The following is a 24,556-nucleotide window of genomic DNA, read 5'->3' on the forward strand; positions in this document are numbered from 1 at the left end:
TCTAGCGGCGGACCGGCTCGGCGGCTGTCACGTCTCGGGGGTCGGCGAGCGTCGCCGGCAGGGCCAATGCGGCGTAGAGCCGCCGGGCTTGCTTGCGCAGGCGAACCGACTCGGGCTGCAGAGCCAGGCGCTGCTGCAGCAGGTTCTGCGCGCCGGCCAGGCTGCCTGCGCGCAGCAGGGCGTCGAGGTGCAGTTGCTCGAACAATTCACGCTGCGCATGGCTGCCGCCGATTTCCTGCAGTCGGGGCAGTGCGATCCCCAGTTGCGTGGCGGCTTCGCGCATGTCGCCTCGTGCGTGCGCGGCCAGACCCAGGCAAGCCGGCTGAGCGACTTCGCGCCAGACCGTGTCCGACCCGCCGCCCGAGACGGACGAGGCCGATTGCGCGCGGCGTGCGACATGCTGCAGCAGCGTTTCGGCCTCGGGACGGGCCGCACGTGCCAGGCCGTACAGATACTGCATGTCGAGAAAGGGCAGGACCTGGTCCGCCGTGCGTGTCACCAGGTGATCGGCCACGTTCTGCCAGCGTTCACCGACCTCGGCACCGGCCAGTTCGAGCCGGGCCAGCAGCGAAACCGCGTTGACCTGGTCCTGGCTGCACGAGGTATCGACGCCCCACACTTCGCGGTCGTACAGCGACAGCGCCTCGTCGAGATGGTCTTGCTCGATCAGGAACAAGGCCAGATGCCACCAGTTGTGGGTGCGCATGAATGAGTTCAGGCCGCTCCAGCCATCGCTCATCTCTGCCAGAAAACGGCTGCCGGCATGCAGCTCGCCGCGAGCCAGCATCACATGGGCCAGGGCATGCTGGGCCCAGGGCTCGTCGCGCCGCATGGCCAGCGCCTGGCGGGCGTGGACCTCGGCCGCGTCCAGGAAGTGGCACTGCTCGTACGCGAAAGCCGCCATGCCGTGCAGTTGCGGTACATCTGCCGCAGCATCCAGGCCGGGCAGGGCCAGCCGCAGCATGGCGGGTGCGTCGCCACGGTTGAAGGCATGGTACTGGCCCAGCTTGAGCGCCAGCAGGTCGCGCGGGTAGCGCCGGACCTGGGTTTCATGCAAGGCAAGGGCCTGTGCCGTGTCGCCGTTGCACCAGGCCTGCGTGGCTGCGGCCCATCGCGTCAGCCTGTCGTGCGCCGGGTGGGACGGGCTCATGGCGGCCAGTGCCGCCTGGGCCCGAGACAGATGCAGCCGGGCCTGCAAGGCGCCGGCCGGCGATTCGGCAAACAGGTGCAGCATCGCCAGGCAGATCTGCACCGTGGCGCTGGCGTCGTCCTGCTCGTCCAGCACATGGATCACGCGCAGATCGCAGGCGATGAAGCCCAGGACAAAATCGTCGACGGCCTCGGCCGCACGACCGTGTGCATCGTGCGGCTGGCCCAGGGGATCTCGGCGTGGCGTTGCCATGGGAGCGAGCCTGTGATTGCGCGACCGTTGCGGCGTGCCCGCCGTTACTTCCAGGACTGCGTGGCGACGTCGTTGACGAAGATGGGCTGGTCTTTCCACAGGCCCTGCAGCTTGGCGCTGGCCACGCTGGCCCAACGGGGGGTGTACAGGTAGGCATTGACCGCATCGGTGGCCAGCAGCCGCTGCACGTCGCCGTAGAGCTTGTTGCGCTCGGCGTCGCCGGGTGCGCTGGCGATGCGGCTCATCAGGTCGCGGAACTGGGGCGATTCGTACTGGAAGTAGTAACCCGCCTCGCCCGACTTCGCCAGGTCGAAAGGCTCGACGTGCGAGACGATGCTCAGGTCGTAGTTCTTGTTCTTGTAGACGCCGTCCAGCCATTGCGCCCACTCCACGTTCTCGATCTTGGCCTGGATGCCGACCTGCGCCAACTGGGCGGCGATGATCTCGCCGCCACGCCGTGCATAGGGCGGCGGCGGCAGCTTGAGACTGAGCTCGAGCGGCAGCTTCACGCCGGCTTCCTTGAGCAGCGCCTTGGCTTTTGCCGGATCGTAGGCGTTGATGCCGGTCACGTCGACGTAACCGGGTGCGCCCGGCGCATAGTGCGCACCGATGGGCGTGCCCAGGCCGTCGACGGCGCCGTCGACGACGGCCGTACGGTCGATGGCTGCCGCGATGGCGCGACGCACGCGGACATCGTTGAGCGGGGGCTTCTTGTTGTTGATGGCCAGAATGGTCTTGGCCCGCGAGTTGCCCACCAGGACCTGAAAACGCGGGTCGTTCTGGAACGGACCCAGGCTCTGTGCCTGGATGCCGCGCGGGAACGAATCGACATCGCCCGCCAGCAGGGCGGCCACGCCGGCGGCCTGGTCGCTGATGAAGCGGAACGTCACGCGGTTGATCTTGACCGCTGCGGCCTGGCGGTAGCCGTCGAACTTGTTGAGCGTGACCGACGAGCCCTTGGCCCAGTTGCCGAATTGATAGGGGCCGGTACCGACCGGCTGCGTCATGTTGGTCGGCGCGCTCTTAGGCTCGACGATGGCCGCGGTGCCCTGGGCCACCAGCAGCGGGAAATCGGGATTGGGTTCCTTGAGGACCAGCACCACCGTGGCGGCATCCGGCGTGTCGATGCGGGCGATGTTGGTGAATACCGCCTTGTCCTTGTTGGTCGAGCCGTCTGCGGCGGCGCGTTCGAACGAGAACTTGACCGCAGCCGCATTGAACGGCTCGCCGTTGTGGAAACTCACGCCCTGGCGCAACTTGAAGGTGTAGGTCTTCTGGTCCGGAGACACCGTCCAGCTCTCGGCCAGCAGCGGTTCGGCCTTGCCGGCTTCCGAGAACTTGGTCAGCGTTTCGTACACGTTGTAGAGCGTGACTTCGGAAATCGCCGAAGCCGCGCCGCCCGTGGGGTCCAGGCCGGGTGCAGGTTCCAGCGTCACGCCGATCGTCAGCGTGTTCTTTCCGCCGGCCTGCGCGTGGGCCACCAGCGGGCTGGCAGCCAGCAGCGTGGCCGCCAGGGCTGCGCTGTACAGAACGGTTCGACGATGCAGGGACGGGCGACGGGCCAGGGACATGAAGCGACTCCTCTTGATGGACAGTCCGGCGGCATGGGCCGCAGGCGTGTGTGAATGGTAGTTTCCTCGGAGGGCCAATATAGGGCAAAACGCCGAGGGCTCGCAAAGCGTGTGTTTTGGCGCCGCGTTCGTGGCCGGGCCCGGGCGATGCCGCGTCTTCAGCGGCGGCGCGCCAGCCTCGGGTCGAGCAGGTCGCGCAGTCCGTCGCCCAGCAGGTTCAATCCCAGCACCGCCAGGGCGATCGCAATGCCCGGGTAGATCGCCAGCCGCGGTGCCTGGAACATCAAGGTCTGGGCTTCGCTCAGCATGCGGCCCCACGAGGCATCGGGCGGCTGGGTGCCCAGGCCGAGGTAGGACAACGCGGCCTCGGCCAGGATGGCGATGGCGAACTCGATCGTGGCCTGCACCACGATCACCGACACGATGTTGGGCAGCACATGCTCGAACGCAATGCGCCAGTCGCTCTTGCCGCAGGTGCGTGCCGCCAGCACGAACTCGCGCGACCACATGCTGCGTGCAGTGGCCCGCGTGAGCCGGGTGAAGATCGGAATGTTGGCGATGCCGATGGCCACGATGGCATTGACGATGCCGGCGCCCAGCGCGGCCGTGAGCATGATCGCCAGCAGGATGGCCGGGAAGGCCAACGTGAAGTCGGTGACCCGCATGATGACGGTCTCGATCCAGCCGCCGCGCGTGGCGGCCAGCATGCCGAGCAGCACCCCGCCGATCACGCCGATGCCCACGGCGATCACCCCCACCGTGATCGAATTGCGAGCCCCCACCATGATCTGCGAGAGCACGTCGCGGCCCAGGTTGTCCGTGCCCAGCCAGTGGGCAGCGCTCGGCAACTGCAGCTTGCCGCGGATGTTCAGGTCGTAGGGCGGCCAGGGCGTCCACAGATAGGACAGCGCTGCGGTGGCCAGCAACAGCACCGTCAGCACGAGTCCCAGCATGAAGCTGCGGTGGCGGCAGGCACGGGCCCAGAAGCCCCGGGGCTTGCGCGGAGCGACCGGCAGCGCCGTGCGTGCGGCGGCAGGCATCGAGGTCGCCGCCGAAGCCGTTGCAGCGCTTGGAGAGGAGGGGGGGACTGGGGTCGGCATGGAAGGGCGGATGACGGCAGGGGGGTGTGGGATGAGATCGGGATCGGTCGGAGGCGGTCGATGGAATCCGAGGCGGGCGACTGGCGTTCGACAGGGCAGCCGGCCCGTCCTAGCGGGCCGGACCCCGCATGCGCGGGTCGATCACCACGTACAGCACGTCGATCAGGAAATTCACCAGAATCACCAGGGCCGTCAGCAGCATGAGGCAGTCCCGCACCACGATCAGGTCGCGGTTGGCGATGGACTGGAAAATCAGCCGTCCGATGCCCGGCAGGTAAAACACGTTCTCGACCACGATCGTGCCTGCCAGCAGACTGGCGAACTGCCAGCCCATCACGGTGATCACGGGCACCAGCGCGTTGCGCAGCACATGGCGCCACAGAATGGCGCGCTCGTCGAGGCCCTTGGCACGTGCCGTGCGCACGAAGTCCTCGTGCAGCACCTCGAGGATGGCCGAGCGCGTGTTGCGCGCCAGAATGGCCGCCTGAACCACCGCCAGCGAAAGCGCCGGCAGGATCAGGGCCTTGAGGCCGGGCCACACGCCTTCGTCCCAGCCCGGAAAACCGCCCGCCGCGAACCAGCGCAACTGCACGGCGAACAGCAGGATGAGCAGGATCGCGAACCAGAAGCTCGGGATGGCGATGCCCAACTGGCTCAGCGTCATCATGCCGACGTCGCCCAGCCGGTTGTGCCGGGTGGCGGCGTAGATCCCGGCCAGCAGGGCGGCCACGGTGGTGATGGCCATGGCCAGCAGCGTCAGGGGCAGTGTCAGGGTCAGGCGTTCGCCGACCAGTTCCGACACGGGCGTGCCGTACACATAACTGTTGCCCATTCTGCAGTGCGCCATCTCGGCCAGCCAACCGCCGTAGCGCTGCAGCGCGGGCCGGTCCAGGCCCAGCTTCTGCTCCAGGGCTTGCAGTGCCTCGGGCGAGGCGTCGGCGCCCATCAGCATTTGCGCGGCGTTGCCCGGCAAGACTTCGAGCGCCAGAAAGATCACCGCCGAAGCCGCCAGCAGGGTGGCCAGCAGGGTCAGGGTGCGTTGCAGCAGGGATGCACTCATGAAAACGGCAGATCGAATCGAGTGGTGAATGGGAACGCGGCGGCGGAGAGCCGACCGGTCAACGAGGCCTTGCGACCCTGGCCAAGGCCGAGCATAGCGGCAAATCGCCTGCAAGCGCTGTGCCCGGTGTACGGTGTCTTGTGAGGTGGCGCCGTGTGGCGGTGAGGGCGCCGGTGTCTGCCGGTCCCCACACAATGCTGCTGCTCGCTGCCGGGGTATGCACGCCAAGTTTGGCCGTCCGCGAGCCAAGCGGGATAATACGAGTCATGCCTTGCGAATCCTTGACTGTTGCCGTCCCTGCCGCCGCCGGCCTGCCTGCGCTGCGCACGGTGCAGCGCCCCGGGAGTCCGACATGGCTTTGATGATCACCGACGAGTGCATCAATTGCGATGTGTGTGAACCCGAATGCCCCAACTCGGCCATCTACCTGGGCGAAATGATCTACGAGATCGACCCGGGCAAATGCACCGAATGCGTCGGCCACTTCGACGAACCCCAGTGCGTCCAGGTCTGCCCGGTCTCCTGCATTCCGGTCAACCCCGAGCACATCGAAAACCACGAGACGCTGTTCCAGAAATACGAACGGTTGCAGGCCGGCGTCCAGCCTTCGGCCTGATCGACAAAAAAGGCCCTTGCAGGGCCTTTTTCGATGACGTCTGCACCGGCACACGAGCGGCTTCAGGCCGCAGGCGGATCTTTGCGCGCGTCCGTGGCCGCGCCGGTGGCCGGACTGGCGGCTGCAGCGGTTTGATCCGGCCGGGGCTGCCGGGGCGGCTTGGGCCGTGGCGGCAAGCTGGTGTGGATGAGCATCGTGGCTTTGTCGATCTCGCCCTGGACCAGATCGGGCACGGCCTTGAGCGAGCGGTCGATGCACAGATCGATGGCGATGCGATGGTCGAGCGACGGTTTTTTCAGCACCCAGTGGACGACCTCGGACTTCACGCCGGGATGTCCCACGCCCAGCCGCAGGCGCCAGAAGTCGGGTGTGCCGAGCTGGGCTTGAATGTCGCGCAGGCCGTTGTGGCCGGCATGTCCGCCGCCGCGCTTGAGCTTGACCTGGCCCGGCACGATGTCGAGCTCGTCGTGCACCACCAGGATTTCCTCGGGCTTGATCTTGAAGAAACGCGCCAGCGCGCCCACCGACCGGCCCGACGCGTTCATGTACGTCTGCGGTTCGAGCAGCCAGATGGTCTGCCCCATCAGCGTGGTGCGTGCCAGCAGGCCGAAATAGCCTTTGTCCATGGACAGCGACACACCCAGCGAGCGCGCCAGGCTGTCGATCCACCAGAAGCCGGCATTGTGCCGCGTGTCGTCGTACTCGGGCCCGGGATTGCCCAGCCCCACAAAAAGTCTGATCATGACGCGATTATTCCAAAACGTTCCGCCCGCGCCGTGATCGGCAGGCCGTTGCGCAAAACAAAAGGCCCACCGAAGTGGGCCTTTCTGCACCCGGCAACCTGTCGGTGCCGGTGTGACGAAGCGTGAGCCAGATTTACTTGGCTTCTTCTTCGCCGCCTTCTTCAGCGGCAGGAGCCACGGCGCTCACCAGCACGGTGTCGCCTTGGGTGGCCAGTTGCACGCCCTTGGGCAGCTTGGCGTCCTTGGCGAACACGGTAGCGCCTTCGGCCAGCTCGGACAGGTCCACTTCGATGAACTCGGGCAGGTCGCCCGGCAGGCTGGAGATTTCCAGTTCGGTCACGACGTGCGTCACGAGGTTCTGGGCTTGCTTCACGGCGGGCGAGTTTTCTTCGCCCTTGAAGTGCACGGGCACCTTGACGGTCAGGCGTTCGTTGGCGTTCACGCGCTGGAAGTCAACGTGCAGAACCAGTTGCTTGAACGGGTGGTATTGCACGTCGCGCAGCAGCACGGAGCTGGTGTTGCCGGCCAGGTCCATCTCGAGGACGGAACCGTGGAACGCTTCCTTCTTCAGGGCGTGCCACAGCGCGTTGTGATCGATCTCGATCAGTTGGGGTTCTTGGGTGCCACCGTAGACGATGCCAGGGGTCTTGCCCGAAATGCGCAGACGGCGGCTCGCACCCGTACCTTGCTTGGAGCGCTCAAAAGCGACGAATTTCATAGTAATCTCCGATTGAAGCCTGCCGCGACCAGCGGGCTCCGTTTTCATAAAAGGCGGTCACGCACAGCGCGCGAACCGCCACTCGACATGCCTGCCGTTCAGAACGTCTGGTTCTGCTCGGCAAACAAACTCATCACCGAGTCGCCGCGCGAGATGCGCTGGATGGTCTCGGCAAACAGGGGGGCCACCGACAGCTGGCGAACCTTGGCGCACACGCGGCCGGCATCGCTCAGGGGGATGGTGTTGGTCACGACCACTTCGTCGAGCGCATCGCCTTGGCTGATGCGGTCGATGGCCGGGCCCGACAGGATGGGGTGCGTGCAGTAGGCGTACACGTTCTTTGCGCCACGCTGCTTGAGCACTTCGGCAGCCTTGAGCAGCGTGCCGGCGGTGTCGATCATGTCGTCCATGATCACGCAGTTGCGGCCTTCGATCTCGCCGATCACGTGCATGACTTCGCTGACGTTGGCCTTGGGACGGCGCTTGTCGATGATGGCGAGGTCGCAACCCAGCTGCTTGGCCAGTGCGCGGGCACGGACCACGCCGCCGACGTCGGGCGAGACCACGATCAGGTCTTCGTAGTTCTTCTGGCGCAGGTCGCCCAGCAGGATGGGCGAGGCGTAGATGTTGTCGACGGGAATGTCGAAGAACCCCTGGATCTGGTCGGCGTGCAGATCCATGGTCAGAACACGCGAGACGCCCACGGTCTGCAGCAGGTTGGCCACGACCTTGGCCGAGATCGGCACACGCGACGAACGCGGGCGGCGGTCCTGGCGGGCATAACCGAAGTAGGGGATGACGGCACTGATGCGCTCGGCCGAGGCGCGCTTGAGCGCGTCGACCATGATGAGCAGCTCCATCAGGTTTTCGTTCGTGGGAGCACAGGTCGACTGAACCACGAACACATCGCGAGCACGCACGTTCTGGTTGATCTCGACGGTCACTTCACCGTCCGAGAAATGACCCACCGTAGCGGCCCCCAGGGTGATGTTGAGGTGCTGGGCGATTTCGGCGGCAAACGCGGGATTCGCGTTACCGGTGAAAACCATGAAGTCAGGATGTTGCGCGCTCATCTCGTGGGGTTCCGGCGATGACGATGGTCAGGGGAGGGTCCAAAAGCAAAATCGACCAGAACAGATGCGCTTCTTTGTAGAGCTTGTTTCTATTCTGATCGATCGTGATTGGTTGGCAGGGGAAGAAGGATTCGAACCTTCGCATGCCGGAATCAAAATCCGGTGCCTTAACCAGCTTGGCGACTCCCCTACACAGGCTGTCACTCTTTCAAGTTACAGCCGATAAACTGTCGCTGACATTCCACCCGGCTAGTGGGTGAAGCGCCATATTGTCGCAAATTTTCAGGGTCCAATTGACTGGAAGTGAAGAAAAATTTGCGAAATCGCTAATTTTTTTTCCTTCAGGGATGTGGGCAAATACTGCGCTACCCGATCCCGTCATTCGACCCTGTAAACCCAAGGATTGTAACGCCTCTATTGCTTGGGCCACTTCAGTATTCATACTGCATGCAGCTTCTTGCAAGTCGTTTTGTCCAAATCCGTATTGGTTTGCAGCAAAGACCGCTATTGTAGCAGGCTTTGTATCGCGCTTCAAAAGAGGCGATGAAAAAATTGCGGCGGTCTCGAGTCCGCCGGCGGGCTTGATCACCACAAAACGGGCCGGAGGCAGGCTGATGGGGGTCAGCCGCTCGCCGATGCCTTCGACCCAGGCCGGGCGGCCCGCCACGAAAAACGGCACGTCTGCGCCCAGTTGCAATGCCAGGGCCTGCAGGCGATGGGTGTCGAGGCCGGTTTTCCACAGACGATTGAGCGCGATCAGCACGGTGGCCGCGTCCGACGACCCGCCACCCATGCCGGCCTGGGCCGGAATCTGCTTGTCGACGGCGATGTGCGCACCCTGCGTGCAGCCCGTGGCCTGCTGCAGCAGCCTGGCGGCGCGCAGGCACAGGTCGTCGGGCGGCAGGGGCGGGCCGAGGTCTTCGCGAGACAGGGCCGGGCCCTGGCGTGCCTCGATGTGCAGGACGTCGCACCAGTCGATCGGCATGAAGGCCGACTGCAGCAGATGGTAGCCGTCGGGCCGCCGGCCTGTGATGTGCAGAAACAGGTTGAGTTTGGCCGGAGCGGGCAGATCGTAGAGCGTCTTCACAGGGCTGGACGTGTTGCGGGAAAGAGACTCGCGGCGCCCGGCACGTAGCACGGGGCAGCCAGGACGAGTGCGTGCGCTAGCTGCCGCTGGCGTCGAACACCAGCTTGAGTTCGGTGGCGGGGGCGGGCCACTGCCGCACCGCCGACACACGGCCGTCGGGTTGGCGGCTGAGGTCGACCTGCCAGCCCTCGACGGCGGTGGCACGGCCATCCAGCCAGTCGAACAGGGCGGGAACGGGAACGGCAGTGCCCGTGAGACGGGTGATCAGCGCGTCGAGCGAGGCATAGGCCTGTTTCTGATTGCCTTGGCTGAGCACGGCCTGGCGTTCGTTCCAGGTCACTTCGGCGATGCGGCTGCCGACGGGCGACGTGAGTACCAGCTCACCTCGGGCAGGCTGGCCCGACAGCTCGAAACCGGCGGCAAAACCCTGAGGCTGGTCGGTGAGCGTCTGCAGCGACAGGCGACCGAGCCAATACCGGTCGGCACTGGGCGGCAAGGTGCGGGTGGGGGTGGCGCAGGCAGAGAGCAGCAGTGCAGCGACACCGCCGGCCAGGGCCGACAGGCAGGCACGGCGCTGCATCACGGCGTTCCCACGTTCAGCCGCTGCAGGGTGCTGCGCAGCACGGGAAGATCGGGATTGAGCTTCTGGGCATCGCGCCAGGCCTGGCGGGCTTCCTCCTGGCGGCCGACTGTCCACAGCACTTCGCCCAGATGGGTGGCGATCTCGGCGTCGGGGCGCAAGGCGTAGGCTTGCTGCAGCACGCGGATGGCCTCGGCGGTGTTGCCCATGCGGAACTCGACCCAGCCCAGGCTGTCGGTGATGAAGGGGTCCTTGGGAGAAAGCGACAGGGCCTTGCGGATGAGTTCACGCGCTTCGGGCAGACGCTCGTTGCGGTCGGCAAAGAAATAGCCCAGCGCGTTGTAGGCGTGCGCATGGGTCGGATCGAGCTTGATGACCTGCCTCAGCAAGGGTTCGACTTCGTGGTCGCGGTCGAGCTCGTCGGCCAGCATGGCCTGATCGTAGAGCAGGTCGGCGTCGGGCTTGCCGGCCAGCACCGCATCGCGGTTGAGTCCGTTGAGGCGGACGTAGGCGTCGGCGCCCCTGCCGTTGTTGCGAAGCACCTGGATTTCGGCCAAGGCCTTCAGGCGTTCGACGGCCGCCGGCGTGGGGGCCGAGGGCAACGGCGTTTCGCGGATCAGGCGCAGGGCATCGTCGACGCGGCCTTGCCGGGCCAGCAATGCGGCGCGGCGCGACAGCGTGTCGGCCGCGGCGTCGGGGGCGTCGATGCGCTGCAGCCACGCATCGGCCGCGTTGTAGTCACTGCGCTGTTCGGCCAGTTGGGACAGGGCCAGGAAAGCCTGGCGCTTGTTGGCCAGTTGACGTTCGCCGCGACCTTCGTTCTGGCTGATCTCGAGATAACGGCGCAGGCTGGCTTCGGCCGTGTCGAGCTGCTTCTGTTCCAGATCGAGCAGGCCGAGCAGCAGCCAGGCTTCGCCGGCCGGCGACGGTGCACCCAGCGCGTAGCTGTTGGCGGCCTGGTTCGGCGGCGCCTGCGTGACCTGTTCGAGCTGCGCGCGAGCCTCTGGCGAGCGGCGGGCCTGCAGCAGGATGCGGGCGTAGTCCAGCCGCACTTCGGCGCGTGCCGTGGGCTGGGAAAGATAGGTTTCGAGCAGGGGGATGGACAGATCGCCCTTGCCGGCTGCGGCGATTTCCAGCGCCAGCAGCGCGGCTCCGTCGGCCTGGGGGGCGATGCGCTGGGCTTGCCGGGCCGCTTCGACGGCATCTTCCGCATTGTCGGCCTGCAGGCGCATGCGGCCGATCGTGACCCACGCGGCGGAGGCCACGGGCGGCTCGCCGGCTGCGATGCTGGGTTGCAAAGCGGTCTCGACCACCCGTGCCGCCAGCGCCTTTTCGCTGGCGCGCACATACAGCTGCGGAATCGCCAGGATGGAAATGGGTTGCTCGGGCAGGGGCGTGGCCGCGATCTCGCGGCGCAGCGCATCCTGGGTTTCCGCGGTTCGGTTCAGGGCCAGCAGCGTCTGGAGCAGGTAGCGGTTGGCTTCCCTGGACTGCGGGTAGATCCGGCGCCAGGCTTCGATCGCCTGCAGGGCGGCATCGCCCGAACGGCTCTCGAGCGCGAGTTCGGTCGCCCGCTTGTACAGGGCCGGGTCGCCGGTGCGGCGTGCGGCGTCCAGGAAGATCGCGTAGCCGCGCGAAACGGCGCCTTCCTGCACGCTGAACTCGCCGAGCAGCAACTCGTACATCAGCCGGCCGTCCATGCTGGAGTTGAGCGGCGGATTGGCGGGCGGGTCGGCGCTCAGCGGCGTCGCCTTGGATGGCACCGGCTGGCTTTGCGGTGGCGCTTCCTGCGCCGAAACGGCAAGGCTCGCCAAGGGCGCAAGAAGGAAGAGCGAGCGAAACGCGGCGGACCAATTCATGGAGGGATCATAAAGGAAGCTCTCCGTTTTTTCAGGACGCCGGGCGTAGGACGCACGGTCGACAGGGTGTCTGCCAGGCGCGGCCGAGGCGACAATGCGCCTCATGCCTGAATTACCTGAAGTCGAGGTCACGCGCCTGAGTTTTGCCGACCGGATCCAGGGCGCGCGCGTCCTGGGCGTGCGCCTGGGCAAACCGCTGCGCTGGCCGCTGGGCTGCGAGCCCAGCGAACTGGTCGGTGCCCAGGTGCTGGGCGTGCGGCGGCGGGGCAAGTACCTGCTGCTCGATATCCAGCCTTCCGTTGCCTGGGCCGGTGCCGCCTTGCCGGCCGTGGCCGATGCCTCTCCGGAACCCCATGTGCTGTTGCTGCACCTGGGCATGTCGGGCAGCCTGCGCTTTGCCGACGCGCTGCCGCCGGCCGGCGACCATGATCATTTCGACCTGCACACCGACCGCGGCTGGCTGCGCCTGCATGATCCTCGCCGCTTCGGCGCCGTCGTGTGGGCACGCGGGCAAGACGATCCGGTGGCCGTCAAGCTGCTGGGCCGCCTGGGTGTCGAGCCGCTCACCGACGCGTTCGATGCCCAGGCCTTCCACGCCCGGCTCAAGCTGCGGCGAGCCCCGATCAAGCAGGTGCTGCTGGCGGGCGACGTGGTGGTCGGGGTCGGCAACATCTATGCCTCGGAGGCCTTGTTCCTCGCGGGCATCCGGCCCACCACGTCGGCCCACCGCATCAGCCTGGCGCGTGCGATCCGGCTGCATCGCGCCATCCGCGACGTGCTGGCCCGTGCCGTGGAGCGCGGCGGCAGTACACTGCGCGACTTCCAGAACGCGCAGGGGCAGGGCGGCTATTTTCAGCTCGAAGCCATGGTCTACGATCGCGCCGGTCAGCCCTGCCGCATCTGCGGCAGTCCCATCCGGCAGATCGTGCAGGGCCAGCGGTCGACCTACTATTGCCCGCAATGCCAGAAGGCCTGAGCGGGCGTCGCCGACACCGCCTTGTCCTCCCGGTCGTTTGTCCGATTCCTTTTCGATACCTGCAGGCGCTCTTTCGACGGCGCCGCTTTTCCTCACCATGACCGGCATGTCCGACACCGTTTACGCCGAGCACGTTCCCGCCCTTGCCGCCTCTGCCCTGACCGGGCCGCCCGAGGGGTTGGCGGCATTTCCCGGCCGCCTGGTCGACTGGCAACGGGTGCATGGGCGCCATGCCCTGCCCTGGCAGCAGACCCAGGACCCCTACCGGGTATGGCTCTCGGAAATCATGCTGCAGCAGACGCAGGTCAGCACCGTGCTGGACTACTACACCCGCTTCCTGGACCGCTTTCCCACCGTCGCCGATCTGGCCGCCGCGCCGCTGGACGACGTGCTGGCGCTGTGGGCCGGGCTGGGTTACTACAGCCGGGCGCGCAACCTGCACCGTTGCGCCCAAGACGTCGTGGCGCGTTTCGGCGGCGAGTTTCCGCGCAGCGCGGAGCAGCTCGAGACCCTGCCGGGCATCGGCCGCTCCACCGCCAGCGCCGTTGCCGCGTTCTGTTTCGGTGAGCGCGTGGCGATTCTCGACGGCAACGTCAAACGGGTACTGAGCCGTGTGCTGGCCTACGAAGGCGACCTGGCCCAGGCCCGCGCGACCCGTGCCCTGTGGGATATCGCGACACGCCTTCTGCCGCGAGAGAACCTGGCTCGCACCATGCCTGCCTACACGCAGGCGCAGATGGATCTCGGCGCCACGCTGTGCACACCCAAGCGTCCGGACTGTCCCCGCTGTCCGGTGCAAGATTTGTGCGCAGGCTACCGCCTGGGCGAGCCGACGCGTTTCCCCATCAAGAGCCGTGTGCTCAAACGATCGTCGCAGACCCTGTGGCTGCTGTGGCTGCGCCGCGCGGATGGTGCCGTCTGGCTGTCGCAGCGTCCTGTGCCCGGGGTTTGGGCCGGACTGTTCTGCCTGCCGCTGTTCGACGAGGCAGCCGACCTGGCCGCCAGCGTGGGGCGCGAGGTGGGCGATGCCGGGCTGCATTTCCTGCCCATGTTCACGCACGTGCTCACCCACAAGGACCTGCACCTGCATCCGGTGGTTCACGACTGGCCCGAAGGCGCGGCCGATCCTGCCTTGCCCGGACGCTGGGTGGACGCGGCGCAGCGCGCATCGACGGGCATGCCGGCGCCGATCACCAAGCTGCTGGGCGACGGTCAGACGCGCCTGTTCTGAGGTCGATCGCGCCGGCAGGCCGTCGTCTCCCGGCGGGCCCGGGCGGGGCGAGTGTTCTCAACTGCTGTGCTGGTCGAGCTCGCGATGGCGCTTGAGGGTGTTCCAGTCGCCGCTGAAGGCCTTGCTGAGCTGTTCGACGAGGTAGACCGACCGGTGCTGGCCGCCCGTGCAGCCGATGGCCACCGTGACGTAGTTGCGCTGGTCCTGGGCCAGCAGCGGCAGCCAATGGCGCAGGAAGCCGCTGATGTGGGCCTGCATCTGGCCCACGCTGTCGTGGCGCTGGAGATAAAGCGCCACCGGTTCGTCGCGCCCGGTGAGCCGCTTGAGCTCGGGCTCGTAGTGGGGATTGGGCAGCATGCGCACATCGAAGACATAGTCGGCATCGATGGGAATGCCGCGCTTGAAGGCGAACGACTCGAAGACCAGCACCAGGCTTTCGTGGGCGGTGGCTTCCAGCGTCAGCAAGGCCTTCACATAACTCTGCAATTGCGCCGCACGCATGATGCTGGTGTCGAGCACATGGGCCTGCTCGCGCAGGTCGGCGAGCAGCTCACGTTCGATCTCGATGGCGTCGATGAGCGCACGCTGCAGGTCGAGGGCGTCGTTGTCGAGCTGCTGGCTCGACAACGGGTGGCGCCGGCGCGTTTCGGAAAAACGGTGCACCAGCGTGGCCGTGGCCGCATCGAGGAACAGCGTCTTCACCATGACCCCGCCGCGTGCGCGCAGGCTCTGCAGCACACCGGGGACCAGGTGCAACGAATGTGCACTGCGCACATCGACCGCGATGGCCACGCGCTCGCGGCGTGCGGCGGCCTGCATGTCGACGAAGGGCAGCAGCAGCTCGGGCGGCAGGTTGTCCACGCAGTAGTAACCGGCGTCTTCGAGGGCACGGACGGCGACCGATTTTCCGGATCCAGCCATGCCGGTGATGAGCACCAGCTCCAGCTGCGGGGCGGCTTCAGGGGACGGGGGGGCGGCTTTGTCGAGGGGGCCGGCGGTACTCACGGGGTCTTTGCTCCTAACATTTCTCGGGCATGCGCCAGGGTGGTACCCGATTGGCGTTCGCCTCCGAGCATACGGCCGATTTCACCGACGCGTTGCTCCTCGATCACGCTGTTGATGGTGCTGATGGTCTGCCGGCCCTTGAGCTGCTTGTGGACCACCAGGTGGTGGTCGGCACAGGCGGCCACCTGGGGCAGGTGGGTGACGGCCATCACCTGGCGGTCGATGCCCAGCTGTTTCATGAGCCGGCCGACGGTTTGCGCCACCGTACCGCCGACGCCCGAGTCGACCTCGTCGAAGATCAGCGTCTGGGCCGTGCCGAAGCGGCTGGTGGTCACCGCGATGGCCAGCGCCATGCGTGAAAGCTCGCCGCCCGAGGCCACCTTGCCCACCGGACGCGGGCGGCTGCCGGCGTGGCCGGCGGCCAGGAACTCGACGTTCTCGAGACCGTGCGAGGTGGGATGAGGGGCCGGGGACAGCGCGACTTCGAAACAGCCGCCCTGCATGCCCAGGCCCTGCATGGCCTGGGTGATCGCCTTGCCCAGACGGGGTGCGGCCGAGCGGCGCTGGGCGGACAGCCCCTGCGCCAGCTTGAGGTAGGCCTGACTCGCACGGGCCTCGGCGGCGCGCAGGCCGTCGAGGTCGGCCGCTGCATCGAGGCGGGCCAGGGCGTCCTGCCATTCGGACAGCAGGAGGGGCAAATCCTCGGGCATTCGCCGGAAACGGCGGGCCAGGGCCAGCCATGCGGCGATGCGTTCGTCCAGCTCGGCCAGCCGCTCGGGGTCGGGACCGTTCTTGCGCAGATAGGTGTGCAGGCTGTGCGCGGCGTCTTCGGCCTGGGCCAGGCTCTGGGCCAGGATGTCGGCGAGAGCGGCAAAGGCCGGTTCGGCGTCCTGGGCCTGGGCCAGCAGGCCCTGGGCCTGGCTCAGCAGCCGCAGCGCGCCGGCGGATTCGCCGCCGTCTTCGGCATCGGCTTCGAGCGCCTGCAGCGCGCCGCCGGCGGCATCCATCAGGTTCTGTGCGTTCGACAGGCGCAGATGCTCGGCCTGCAGCTCGGTCCATTCGTCCGCGCCCGGCGCCAGCTTGCCCACTTCGCCGATTTGCCAGATCAGGCGTTCGCGTTCGGTCTGCATCGTGGCCTGGGCCTGCTCGGCCGCCTGCAGGGCTTGCTGCGCCGTGCGCCAGGCCGACCAGCCGGCCTGCAGCGGCCGTGTGTCCACGCCGGCATAGGCGTCGAGCAGATCGCGCACCGAGTCGGGCTGGGTGAGGCTTTGCCAGGCGTGCTGACCATGGATGTCGACCAGCATGCCGCCCAGCTCGCGCAATTGGGTGGCCGTGGCGGGGCTGCCGTTGATCCAGGCCCGCGATTTGCCGTCCTTGTCGATGAGCCGGCGCAGCAGCAGGGTGTCGGCGGCTTCGTAGCCGCTGGCCTCGAGCCAGGCCGAGACGGCGGGCGCACTGTCGAACTCGGCACTGAGCTCGGCGCGTGTGCAGCCGTCGCGCACGACGCCGGGGTCGGCGCGGGCCCCGAGCAGCAACTGCACGGCGTCGATCAGGATCGACTTGCCTGCGCCCGTTTCACCGGTCAGTGCCGTGAAGCCGTCTTCGAGCTCGAGCTCGAGCGCGTCGACGATCACGAAATCCTTGAGAGCCAGGCGTTTGATGGCCATGATCAGCTAGTACCTTCGTTCCAGTGCAGTTTGCGGCGCAGGGTGTCAAAATAGCTCCAGCCCACGGGGTGCAGAAACCGCACTTCGTGGGCGGCACGGCGCACCTCGATGCGGTCGCCCAGCACGATGGTGGCCAGGGACTGCATGTCGAAGCTGGCGCTGACGTCGCGGCCGGCCACGACCTCGAGGGTGACCTCGCTCTGGTCGGACAGCACGATGGGGCGGTTCGACAGCATGTGGGGAGCGATCGGCGCCAGCACCCAGCCGCCCACGCGCGGATGCAGCAACGGACCGCCGGCCGACAGGGCGTACGCCGTGGAGCCGGTGGACGTGGCCACGATCAGGCCGTCGGCGCGATGGTTGGCCACGAAACGGCCGTCGACTTCCACGCGCAGCTCGACCATGCCCGAGGTTGCGCCGCGGTTGACCACCACATCGTTCATGGCCGAGGATTCGAAGACGCAGTCGCCGCCGCGCATCACCCGGGCCCAGAGCAGGCCGCGCCGGTCGACGTCGTAGGCACCCGCCAGCATGGGGGGCAGGGCGTTCTGGTAATCCTTGAGCGGAATGTCGGTCACGAAACCCAGGCGGCCCTGGTTGATGCCGATCAGCGGAATGTCGAACGGGGCCAGCAACCGGCCGATGCCCAGCATGGTTCCGTCGCCGCCGACCACCAGGGCCAGGTCGCAGCGTGCGCCGATGCCCTGCACATCCAGCACCGAGTGGCCCTGGATGCCGGTGTGGCGGGCCGTGTCCTGCTCGATGTGGACTTCGCAGCCCAGACCCTGGACAAAGGCTGCCACTTCCTCGAGCAACTGCCGGGCCGCGTCGACTTGCGCCGCCTGGTATTTGCCGATGAGCGCAACATGCTGGAACTGAATATTCATGGCGAAATTAAAGCACAAATAAGCTGTGGAAAAAGACAGTATCGAACTCGATCCCGTGCGGGTGCTTCACTGCATACAATCGAAGTGTCATGGATGATCGTTCCAAGCTGCTGCTCAAGGCTCTCATCGAGCGTTATATTGCCGATGGCACGCCCGTCGGCTCGCGCACGCTTTCCAAGGCTTCGGGCCTGGATCTGTCGCCTGCCACCATCCGCAACGTGATGGCCGACCTCGAGGAACTCGGGCTCATCGTCAGCCCCCACACCTCGGCCGGACGCATACCCACGGCCCGCGGCTACCGTCTGTTCGTCGACACCATGCTGACCGCCGACCAGTCGGCGGCTGCGGGCAGCCCGGACTGGTCGACCCAGCGCCTGGTGCCCGACCAGCCCCAGAAGGTGATCGCCAACGCCGCCGGCCTGCTCTCCAACCTGTCGCAGTTCGTCGGCGTCGTCATGGCGCCGCGCCGAACCTCGGTGTTCCGTCATATCGAGTTCCTGCGGCTGTCCGAACGCCGCCTGCTGGTCATCATCGTAGCCCCCGACGGCGATGTGCAGAACCGGGTTATCTTTACCGAAGCCGACTACACCCAGCAGCAGCTCATCGAGGCCGCCAACTACCTCAACGCACACTTTGCCGGCATGGGCATGGACGAAGTCCGCATTCGGCTGCAAAGCGAGATCGACAATCTGCGCGGCGAAATCGCATCGCTCATGCAGGCTGCGGTGCAGGCCAGCAGCGAAGCCATGAGCCAGGCGCAAGAGGAGGTCGTGATCTCCGGCGAACGCAACCTGCTGTCGGTCAGCGATTTCTCGACCGACATGAACCAGTTGCGCCGGGCCTTCAACCTCTTCGAGGAAAAAGCCCAGTTGCTGCGCCTGCTCGACATTTCCAGCCAGGCCCAGGGCGTGCGGATCTACATCGGTGGCGAAAGCCACATCGTGCCGGTCGAAGAGCTCTCCATCGTCAGCGCGCCTTATGCGGTCGACGGCCAGATCGTGGGCACGCTGGGCGTCATCGGCCCCACGCGCATGCACTACGACCGCATGATCCAGATCGTGGACATCACCGCCAAGATGGTGGGCAACGCGCTCAGCCATCAACCGCCGCCCGGACGCGGTTGAGCGGCGCGCGGCCGCGCCCACCGTTGCCGCACCGGTGCGTTGCGGGTGACTGGCGTGGGCCGCAGGGCCGCTCGGGCCGGTTGACTATCAAATGCCCGCATCCTGGACCGCTTTGCCGGAGCCGCCCCGGCAAGCCACTACAATGCCGCCTGGACCGCGTGCCGCCCGCTGGGGATGCCGTCCGGTCCGCGCAAACGTCCGTCGTGGCGTGCGCGAGTTTTCACGTTGGGCCGTTAGCTCAGTTGGTCAGAGCAGCGGACTCATAATCCGTTGGTCGCTGGTTCGAGCCCAGCACGGCCTACCATCTGAAAACTGGAAAAAACAAAGGCTTACCGCCATCGCGGTAGGCCTTTTTTCTTTGCGATCGTGGCGATGCGACGAAGCGGGCCCGGTGCCCGCTCATGCGATTTCGAAATCCAGATTATTTCGAAATCCAGATGTCGTTCACATTGAGGAAAGCATCGCCGGTGAGCTTGTAGCCGTGCACCTGTTTTCCGATCGCGCCATGCTGGGCTCGCGCATAGACCGGGAAAAAGCCGTTCTCACTGAGGATCAGGTCCTGCGCCTCTTCGTAGAAGCCTCTGCGGATGGCCGTGTCGGGTTCGGCCGCGCCACGGTCGAGCAACACCTGGAGTTGGGCCTGGACCTCTGGCGTGAAGCGATTCCTGGCGATGGCCGATCCGGAGTAACGGACATCCGAATGCGATTGGATGACCACGGGGTCTCCTCTGGACAGCACGCCACGGCTGAGGTCGTAGTCGCCGGCGATGAATCGATTGCTGGCATCGCCTGCGGTCACCGGCAGCAGCACCATGTTGAAACCGACTTTTTTCACCTGATCCTGAACCAGGATGTCGCCCGCTTTGCCGTCCACGAGGGGTAGACCACCGTCAGCTTTTCGTCGTTCTTGTAACGGTAGCCATCCTCGCGCAGTTTCCAGCCGGCCTTTTCAAGAAGTGCGTTGGCGGCTTGGGGGTCATGCTGCAGGTTCTGCGCCTGGGATTTGTAGTACAGCGTCGACGGCTCGATCACGCCTTCGGCCACGGGGTAATGATTGCCGAAGAAGGTGGAGGCATAACTTTTCCGGTCGATGGCTTTCTGGAAAGCCTCGCGCACCAGGGGGTCCGAGAACGGCCTGCCGTTGTTCACGTTGGGGTACAGGCTTTCGGTGATGCCGGGACGGGCGCGTTGAACGAGCGTCAAGCCGCGGCTGGCGATGTACTGATACTCCTCGTCCGTGAAGGGATCCCGGGGCCAGGCGATGTCGATCTCGCCCGAGACGACGCTGCCGACCCGGTTGCCGTTCTCGGGGATGTAGGTGAACTGGATTTCATCCAGATAGGCGGCCCCCTTGTTGTCGCTGACCGCCGAGGGCCAGGCATAACCTTCGCGTTTCTTCAGGACCACCCGGGTCTCGGGGGTGTACTCCTCGAGCGTGAAGGGGCCGGACCCGATCAGTTTGCCCAGATTGCGGTCCTTGACGCCGTGGTCCCTGTAGGAAGCCGGGGCCAGGATGCCCAGGTTGGTGGTCGAGGTCGCCTGCAGGAACGCGGCATTGGGATTCTTGAAATTGACCTTGACGGTGTAGGCATCGACGACCTCGGTGGACACATAACCGTCGACGTAGGATTTGCCGATGGCCATGGGCAGCTCCTTGAGCAAGGCCGAATTCGAGTCGAATGCCAGCTTCACGGCCTGGGCGTCGAATTTCTCGCCGTTGCTGAAGGTCACGTCGTCACGAAGAAAGAACGTGAACTGTGTCGCGTTCGGATTGATTTCCCAACGCGTGGCCAGCCAGGGAATGATCTCGCCGGTCTTGGGGTCCTGATCGGTCAATTGGTCGACGACCGCTCTGAGCACATTGCGGTGCTCGACCCAATACACCTGGAAGGGATCGAGACTGACCAGCTGGGTGTTGTCGCTGCGGAAGGCCACCTTGAGCGTGCCGCCCTGCTGGATTTGCGCGTCGTTGCGGCCGGCGGTCTCGGCGCTATGCCGTTCGGCAGTGTCGTTCGATTTCGAGCAAGCGGCGAGGGTGACGATGCATGAAAACACCGCGAGGCGATGCAGGTGCCGTCGGAAAGTGGTTTTGAAAGGGCTATTTGAAAAAGACATATCGATATTCGAATCGTTCGGTGGAAACTGCTGGGCAGGACGCCATGACGCTGCCGGATTCTATGCAGGAACGATGTTTTGCTTAGTCGTTCGTGTTGTATCGATATTTGTATATTCCAGGCGCCAGGGGATTTCGATGGGTTAGATTCGATGCCTTTGAAAATCCCTTGCCAAAGCGGTTTCCGCTGAATATCGAACGATGAGCGATTCATGTCAAATCGTCCGCGATGTCACTCGGGTGGCCCCCGAAGTCGTCGCCCGGGCATCCGCTTTTCAGGCGGCGATCTGGGCGGACGTCGCCGGTCGCCGTGGAACGATGCATGGGCGCATTGCGCCGGTTCATCACGGCATGAAACTCGCCGGCCCTGCCATCACCGTGGAGGTTCGCCCCGGCGACAACCTGATGATCCACGCGGCGATGGCGCTGGCCCGGCCCGGAGACATTCTGGTGATCGACGGCAAGGGCGACCAGACGGCGGCACTCATGGGCGCGATCATGATCAGCGTTTGCCGCAAGATCGGGCTGGGCGGCGTCGTGGTCGACGGCGCGGTGAGAGACCGCCTCGAGCTGCTCGGGCTGGGTTTTCCGGTTTTCAGTGCCGGCTTCAATCCGGCAGGGCCCACGAAGTTTGTGCCCGGACTGATCAATCACCCCCTGTCGGCCGGCGGCACCTCGGTGCATCCGGGCGATCTGATCGTCGGCGACGCCGATGGCGTGGTGGTGATCGCGCGCGAGAAAGCCGAAGATCTGCTGCTGCTCGCCGAAAGGAAAGTGGCCGCCGAAACGGCACGGCTCGAGGAAATCGCCCGCGGGCAGACCGCCTCGACATGGCTGACGGCCGCTCTCAGGGCCTCGGGTGTACTGCAAGGGGACGAGGTGCTTTGAGGGCCGGCCAGATATTCATATTCATAAATCGGCCTTAGGCTCGGCGCAAGCCCCTCCTAGAATTTCCTGCGCCTTCTGCCGTGGGGAATGTTTTCCCTCGGGCCGGATTTCCTGATGATGCGGAAACAGGAAATCGAATTCCCTTTATCGGTTCCGGTTTTCTAGCCCGAGTCACCCTTTTCCTTTCGGTTACGTCCATCCATCGTCATGAAATCCGAACTCTCGATTCCTCCTTTCCGCAAGCTGTCGATCGCGACTCGCCTGGTGGCGCTCGCGGCCCTCTTCACGCTGGCCGCCTGCTCCAAGACCGACGCGCCGAGCACGGCCGCGTCGAGCGGTGCAACGGCGGCGCCCGCCGGCGAAATCACACCCGGCGGCACGCTGAAAATCGCCTTCCGCAGCGACAACACCCAACTGGTCAGCCTGGATCCTTTCCAGGTCTACTGGATCGAGCATCGCTCGGTGCTGCGCGCGGTGGTGGACCAGCTGACCGACCAGAACCCCAAGACCGGCGAGATCATCCCCTGGCTGGCCAAGAGCTGGGAACTGAATGCAGACGCCACGCAGTACACCTTCCACCTGCGTGACGACGTCACGTTCAGCAATGGCGAGAAGTTCGATGCGGCCGCGGTGAAACTGTCCTTCGATTCGAACGTGGCGTTGCTCAAGGAACTGCCGACCGCGTTCGGCAAGTCGTACATCGACGGGTATGTGTCGTCCGAGGTGGTCGACCCCTACACGGTCAAGGTCAATTTCAAGGTGCCGAATGCGGCTTTCCTGCAAGCGACATCGACCACCAACCTGGGCATCCTGGCGCCGGCGACCTACCGCGAGGCCAGTATCAAGGACCGCAATCTGGGCAAGCTGATCGGCTCCGGCCCCTTCGTGATCCAGGAATACGCGCCCGAGTCGACCATCGTGCTGAAAAAGCGTCCGGGCTACCACTGGGCCTCGGGCGCCAGCGAGAACCAGGGCGAAGCCTTTCTCGACGAGATCCGCGTGAGCTATATCCCCGAGAGCAGCAATCGGGTGGGCAGCGTGGTGTCGGGTGAGATCGATATCGCCTGGCCGCGCGATCCGTTCGCCAACGAGGACTACAAATACATCACCAGCCGCGGGCTGCAGGTCATCCAGCGGTCGATTCCGGGCATCACCGAAAGCCTGTACCCCAACGTGGGCAACGGCCGTCCGTTTGCCGAGCCGGCCGTGCGCCAGGCTTTCCAGAAAGCGATCGATCGCAAGACCTACGCCGCGACCATCTTCGGCAGCCATTTTCCGGTGGCCGAGGGGGTGATCGAGCCGTCGACGCTGTATTACAAGTCGCAGGCCGCCGCCTTGGCACACGACACCCAGGGCGCGGCCGAGATTCTGGAGAATGCGGGCTGGAAAGTCGGCAACGACGGCTATCGCTACAAGGACGGCAAGAAGCTGACGGTGGTGTATCCGATCACCGAAGAAAAGCCGGGCGACGTGCTGATCCAGGATCAGGTCAAGCAGGCCGGCTTCGATCTGCAACTGCTGCCGGTGACGGCAGGCGACGCGAATGCCCGTTATGTGGCCGGCAACTACGACCTGCACCGCGGCGTGCTGACCCGCGGCGATCCGGCGGTCATCCAGTCGCATTCGGATGTGCGTTATTCCGGTTCTGCGGTGACGCGCAATCGTTTCAGCGAGGCGACGCAGGCCAAGCTGCAGCAACTGCTCGACCAGGGTCTGGCCGAGCCGGACACGGCGGCCCGCAAGAAGGTCTATGAACAGGTGCAGGACCTGATCCTGGCCGAGAACGCTTTTTTCCCGGTGTTTGCGCGCACGCAGCAGGCGGCCGTCTCGGCCAAGGTCCATGGCGTGGCGTTCAGCGGGGAAAGCTTCCTGCAGGTGAACGACATCTGGATCGAGAAGTAAGCATGCTGCGCTACATCGTCGGGCGGGTGCTGCAGGCCGTGCTGGTGCTGTGGGCCGCCTATACCGTGACCTATCTGATCCTGTATGTGCTGCCGGGCGATACGCTGGTTTATCTGCTGGCCACCAACGACCAGCAGATCGATGCGCTCTCGCCGGAGGAACTGCAGCAGGTCAAGGCCTATTACGGTCTGACACGCGGGCCGGTGGAGCAGTACTTCGTCAATCTCACGGGGATTCTGAGCGGCGATTTCGGCACCTCGGCCACCAAGAGCCAGTCGGTCAACGACATGGTGTTCTCGCGGCTGCCGAGCACGGCGCTGCTGGGGGCGACCTCGGTGCTGTTCGCGCTGATCCTGGGGCTGGCGATCGCGATCACGGCCACCTACGTGCGCTGGCGGCCGCTCAAGGTGTTTCTGAGCCGCCTGCCGGTGCTGGGGGTCTCACTGCCGTCGTTCTGGGTCGGCTTGCTGCTGATCCAGCTGGTGGCGTTCAATCTCGGCTGGCTGCCGTCGAGCGGATCGAACGGGTGGAAGAGCCTGATCCTGCCGAGCCTGACCATGTCGCTGCCGTCGGCCGCGATGCTGGCCCAGGTGCTGATCCGCAGCCTGGAAGACACGATGCGCGAGCCTTTCATCCAGACGGCCAAGGCCAAGGGGATTTCGCACTTCGCGGTCTACACGCGCCATGCGCTGAAGAACGCGGCGCTGCCGACCCTGACCATTCTTGGACTGCTGGTCGGTGCCACGGTGACGGGGGCGGTGACCACCGAGACGGTGTTCTCGCGCGTGGGCATCGGGCGCCTGGCGCAGGAGGCCGTGCTGGCCCAGGACATTCCGGTGGTGCTGGCCATCGTCGTGATTGCCGCGGCGGCTTTTGTGCTGGTGAACCTGGTGGTCGATCTGCTCTACCTGGTACTCGATCCGCGCGTCCGTCATAGCGTGAAGGTGAACTGAT

At 65.6% G+C, this 24,556-nt stretch carries 22 protein-coding genes and 2 tRNA genes; 8 read left to right on the forward strand and 16 right to left on the reverse strand.

Features of this window, described 5'->3' with window-relative positions:
* Nucleotide 1 precedes the first annotated feature (1 nt).
* The 4 genes from EC845_RS08815 to EC845_RS08830 form a co-directional block, all read right to left on the reverse strand.
* Nucleotides 2–1,402, reverse strand: a complete 1,401-nt coding sequence (locus EC845_RS08815) for a tetratricopeptide repeat protein (protein WP_199739759.1) — start codon at nucleotides 1,400–1,402, stop codon at nucleotides 2–4.
* A 44-nt stretch (nucleotides 1,403–1,446) separates the two neighbouring features.
* A complete protein-coding gene (locus tag EC845_RS08820; protein ID WP_123297203.1) occupies nucleotides 1,447–2,973 on the reverse strand; it encodes an ABC transporter substrate-binding protein in 1,527 nt (508 codons plus the stop codon).
* Nucleotides 2,974–3,131: 158 nt separating this feature from the next.
* Nucleotides 3,132–4,013 carry an ABC transporter permease gene (locus EC845_RS08825; protein WP_233598018.1) on the reverse strand — a complete coding sequence of 294 codons (882 nt, stop codon included), beginning with the start codon at nucleotides 4,011–4,013 and terminating at the stop codon, nucleotides 3,132–3,134.
* Between the two features lie 169 nt (nucleotides 4,014–4,182).
* Nucleotides 4,183–5,133, reverse strand: coding sequence for an ABC transporter permease (locus EC845_RS08830; protein ID WP_123297208.1), 951 nt, complete (start codon nucleotides 5,131–5,133; stop codon nucleotides 4,183–4,185).
* A 352-nt stretch (nucleotides 5,134–5,485) separates the two neighbouring features.
* Here EC845_RS08830 and EC845_RS08835 point away from each other — a divergent pair, with 352 nt between their 5' ends.
* Nucleotides 5,486–5,749, forward strand: coding sequence for a YfhL family 4Fe-4S dicluster ferredoxin (locus EC845_RS08835; protein ID WP_123297210.1), 264 nt, complete (start codon nucleotides 5,486–5,488; stop codon nucleotides 5,747–5,749).
* 62 nt (nucleotides 5,750–5,811) lie between these two features.
* Here the strand turns inward: EC845_RS08835 and pth are convergent, their stop codons facing one another.
* The 7 genes from pth to EC845_RS08870 all read right to left on the reverse strand — a co-directional run bounded on the left by pth (nucleotide 5,812) and on the right by EC845_RS08870 (nucleotide 11,809).
* Nucleotides 5,812–6,492: an aminoacyl-tRNA hydrolase gene (gene pth / locus EC845_RS08840; protein WP_123297213.1), complete on the reverse strand. Its 681-nt coding sequence runs from the start codon at nucleotides 6,490–6,492 to the stop codon at nucleotides 5,812–5,814.
* Between the two features lie 133 nt (nucleotides 6,493–6,625).
* Nucleotides 6,626–7,210 carry a 50S ribosomal protein L25/general stress protein Ctc gene (locus EC845_RS08845; protein WP_123297216.1) on the reverse strand — a complete coding sequence of 195 codons (585 nt, stop codon included), beginning with the start codon at nucleotides 7,208–7,210 and terminating at the stop codon, nucleotides 6,626–6,628.
* 98 nt (nucleotides 7,211–7,308) lie between these two features.
* Complete coding sequence (locus tag EC845_RS08850) at nucleotides 7,309–8,283, reverse strand: ribose-phosphate pyrophosphokinase (RefSeq protein WP_123297218.1); 975 nt, start codon at nucleotides 8,281–8,283, stop codon at nucleotides 7,309–7,311.
* 113 nt (nucleotides 8,284–8,396) lie between these two features.
* Nucleotides 8,397–8,473 (reverse strand) — tRNA-Gln (locus EC845_RS08855).
* Between the two features lie 18 nt (nucleotides 8,474–8,491).
* Entirely contained in the window at nucleotides 8,492–9,370 is an 879-nt protein-coding gene (gene ispE, locus EC845_RS08860; protein WP_123297221.1) for a 4-(cytidine 5'-diphospho)-2-C-methyl-D-erythritol kinase, read from the reverse strand.
* Nucleotides 9,371–9,446: 76 nt separating this feature from the next.
* A complete protein-coding gene (locus tag EC845_RS08865; protein WP_123297224.1) occupies nucleotides 9,447–9,950 on the reverse strand; it encodes a lipoprotein insertase outer membrane protein LolB in 504 nt (167 codons plus the stop codon).
* Nucleotides 9,950–11,809, reverse strand: coding sequence for a tetratricopeptide repeat protein (locus EC845_RS08870; protein ID WP_158615658.1), 1,860 nt, complete (start codon nucleotides 11,807–11,809; stop codon nucleotides 9,950–9,952). The genes EC845_RS08865 and EC845_RS08870 overlap by 1 nt, the downstream gene beginning before the upstream one ends.
* 103 nt (nucleotides 11,810–11,912) lie before the next feature.
* Between EC845_RS08870 and mutM the strand changes: the two genes are divergently transcribed.
* The gene (gene mutM / locus EC845_RS08875) at nucleotides 11,913–12,785 is read left to right on the forward strand and encodes a bifunctional DNA-formamidopyrimidine glycosylase/DNA-(apurinic or apyrimidinic site) lyase (protein ID WP_123297229.1); all 873 of its coding nucleotides are present in this window, start codon (nucleotides 11,913–11,915) and stop codon (nucleotides 12,783–12,785) included.
* A gap of 106 nt (nucleotides 12,786–12,891) precedes the next feature.
* Nucleotides 12,892–14,016, forward strand: a complete 1,125-nt coding sequence (gene mutY / locus EC845_RS08880) for an A/G-specific adenine glycosylase (RefSeq protein WP_123298026.1) — start codon at nucleotides 12,892–12,894, stop codon at nucleotides 14,014–14,016.
* Between the two features lie 57 nt (nucleotides 14,017–14,073).
* On the opposite strand, the gene rapZ is transcribed toward mutY, so the two are convergent.
* The 3 genes from rapZ to EC845_RS08895 are packed head-to-tail and all read right to left on the reverse strand — an operon-like array spanning nucleotide 14,074 to nucleotide 17,575.
* The gene (gene rapZ / locus EC845_RS08885) at nucleotides 14,074–15,021 is read right to left on the reverse strand and encodes an RNase adapter RapZ (protein ID WP_370451271.1); all 948 of its coding nucleotides are present in this window, start codon (nucleotides 15,019–15,021) and stop codon (nucleotides 14,074–14,076) included.
* Nucleotides 15,018–16,688, reverse strand: coding sequence for a DNA repair protein RecN (gene recN / locus EC845_RS08890; protein ID WP_123297232.1), 1,671 nt, complete (start codon nucleotides 16,686–16,688; stop codon nucleotides 15,018–15,020). The genes rapZ and recN overlap by 4 nt, the downstream gene beginning before the upstream one ends.
* A gap of 2 nt (nucleotides 16,689–16,690) precedes the next feature.
* A complete protein-coding gene (locus tag EC845_RS08895; protein ID WP_123297235.1) occupies nucleotides 16,691–17,575 on the reverse strand; it encodes an NAD kinase in 885 nt (294 codons plus the stop codon).
* Between the two features lie 89 nt (nucleotides 17,576–17,664).
* Between EC845_RS08895 and hrcA the strand changes: the two genes are divergently transcribed.
* Nucleotides 17,665–18,699 carry a heat-inducible transcriptional repressor HrcA gene (gene hrcA / locus EC845_RS08900; RefSeq protein WP_123297238.1) on the forward strand — a complete coding sequence of 345 codons (1,035 nt, stop codon included), beginning with the start codon at nucleotides 17,665–17,667 and terminating at the stop codon, nucleotides 18,697–18,699.
* A 227-nt stretch (nucleotides 18,700–18,926) separates the two neighbouring features.
* Nucleotides 18,927–19,003: transfer RNA gene (locus tag EC845_RS08905), tRNA-Ile, on the forward strand.
* Nucleotides 19,004–19,120: 117 nt separating this feature from the next.
* Here the strand turns inward: EC845_RS08905 and EC845_RS08910 are convergent.
* Nucleotides 19,121–19,573 carry a hypothetical protein gene (locus tag EC845_RS08910; protein ID WP_123297241.1) on the reverse strand — a complete coding sequence of 151 codons (453 nt, stop codon included), beginning with the start codon at nucleotides 19,571–19,573 and terminating at the stop codon, nucleotides 19,121–19,123.
* On the reverse strand, nucleotides 19,531–20,754 hold the full coding sequence (locus EC845_RS08915) for an ABC transporter substrate-binding protein (protein ID WP_158615659.1): 1,224 nt from the start codon (nucleotides 20,752–20,754) through the stop codon (nucleotides 19,531–19,533). The genes EC845_RS08910 and EC845_RS08915 overlap by 43 nt, the downstream gene beginning before the upstream one ends.
* Nucleotides 20,755–21,013: 259 nt before the next feature.
* On the opposite strand from EC845_RS08915, the gene EC845_RS08920 reads away from it, so the two are divergent.
* The 3 genes from EC845_RS08920 (at nucleotide 21,014) to EC845_RS08930 (ending at nucleotide 24,555) form a co-directional block, all read left to right on the forward strand.
* A complete protein-coding gene (locus tag EC845_RS08920; RefSeq protein ID WP_123297247.1) occupies nucleotides 21,014–21,700 on the forward strand; it encodes an RraA family protein in 687 nt (228 codons plus the stop codon).
* Nucleotides 21,701–21,907: 207 nt separating this feature from the next.
* Nucleotides 21,908–23,602 (forward strand): ABC transporter substrate-binding protein, encoded by a 1,695-nt coding sequence (locus EC845_RS08925; protein ID WP_123297250.1) that lies wholly within the window; start codon nucleotides 21,908–21,910, stop codon nucleotides 23,600–23,602.
* A 2-nt stretch (nucleotides 23,603–23,604) separates the two neighbouring features.
* Nucleotides 23,605–24,555 carry an ABC transporter permease gene (locus tag EC845_RS08930; protein ID WP_123297253.1) on the forward strand — a complete coding sequence of 317 codons (951 nt, stop codon included), beginning with the start codon at nucleotides 23,605–23,607 and terminating at the stop codon, nucleotides 24,553–24,555.
* Nucleotide 24,556: the final 1 nt, after the last annotated feature.

It is taken from the genome of Comamonas sp. BIGb0124 (genome assembly GCF_003752175.1).
Lineage (GTDB): Bacteria > Pseudomonadota > Gammaproteobacteria > Burkholderiales > Burkholderiaceae_C > Comamonas_F.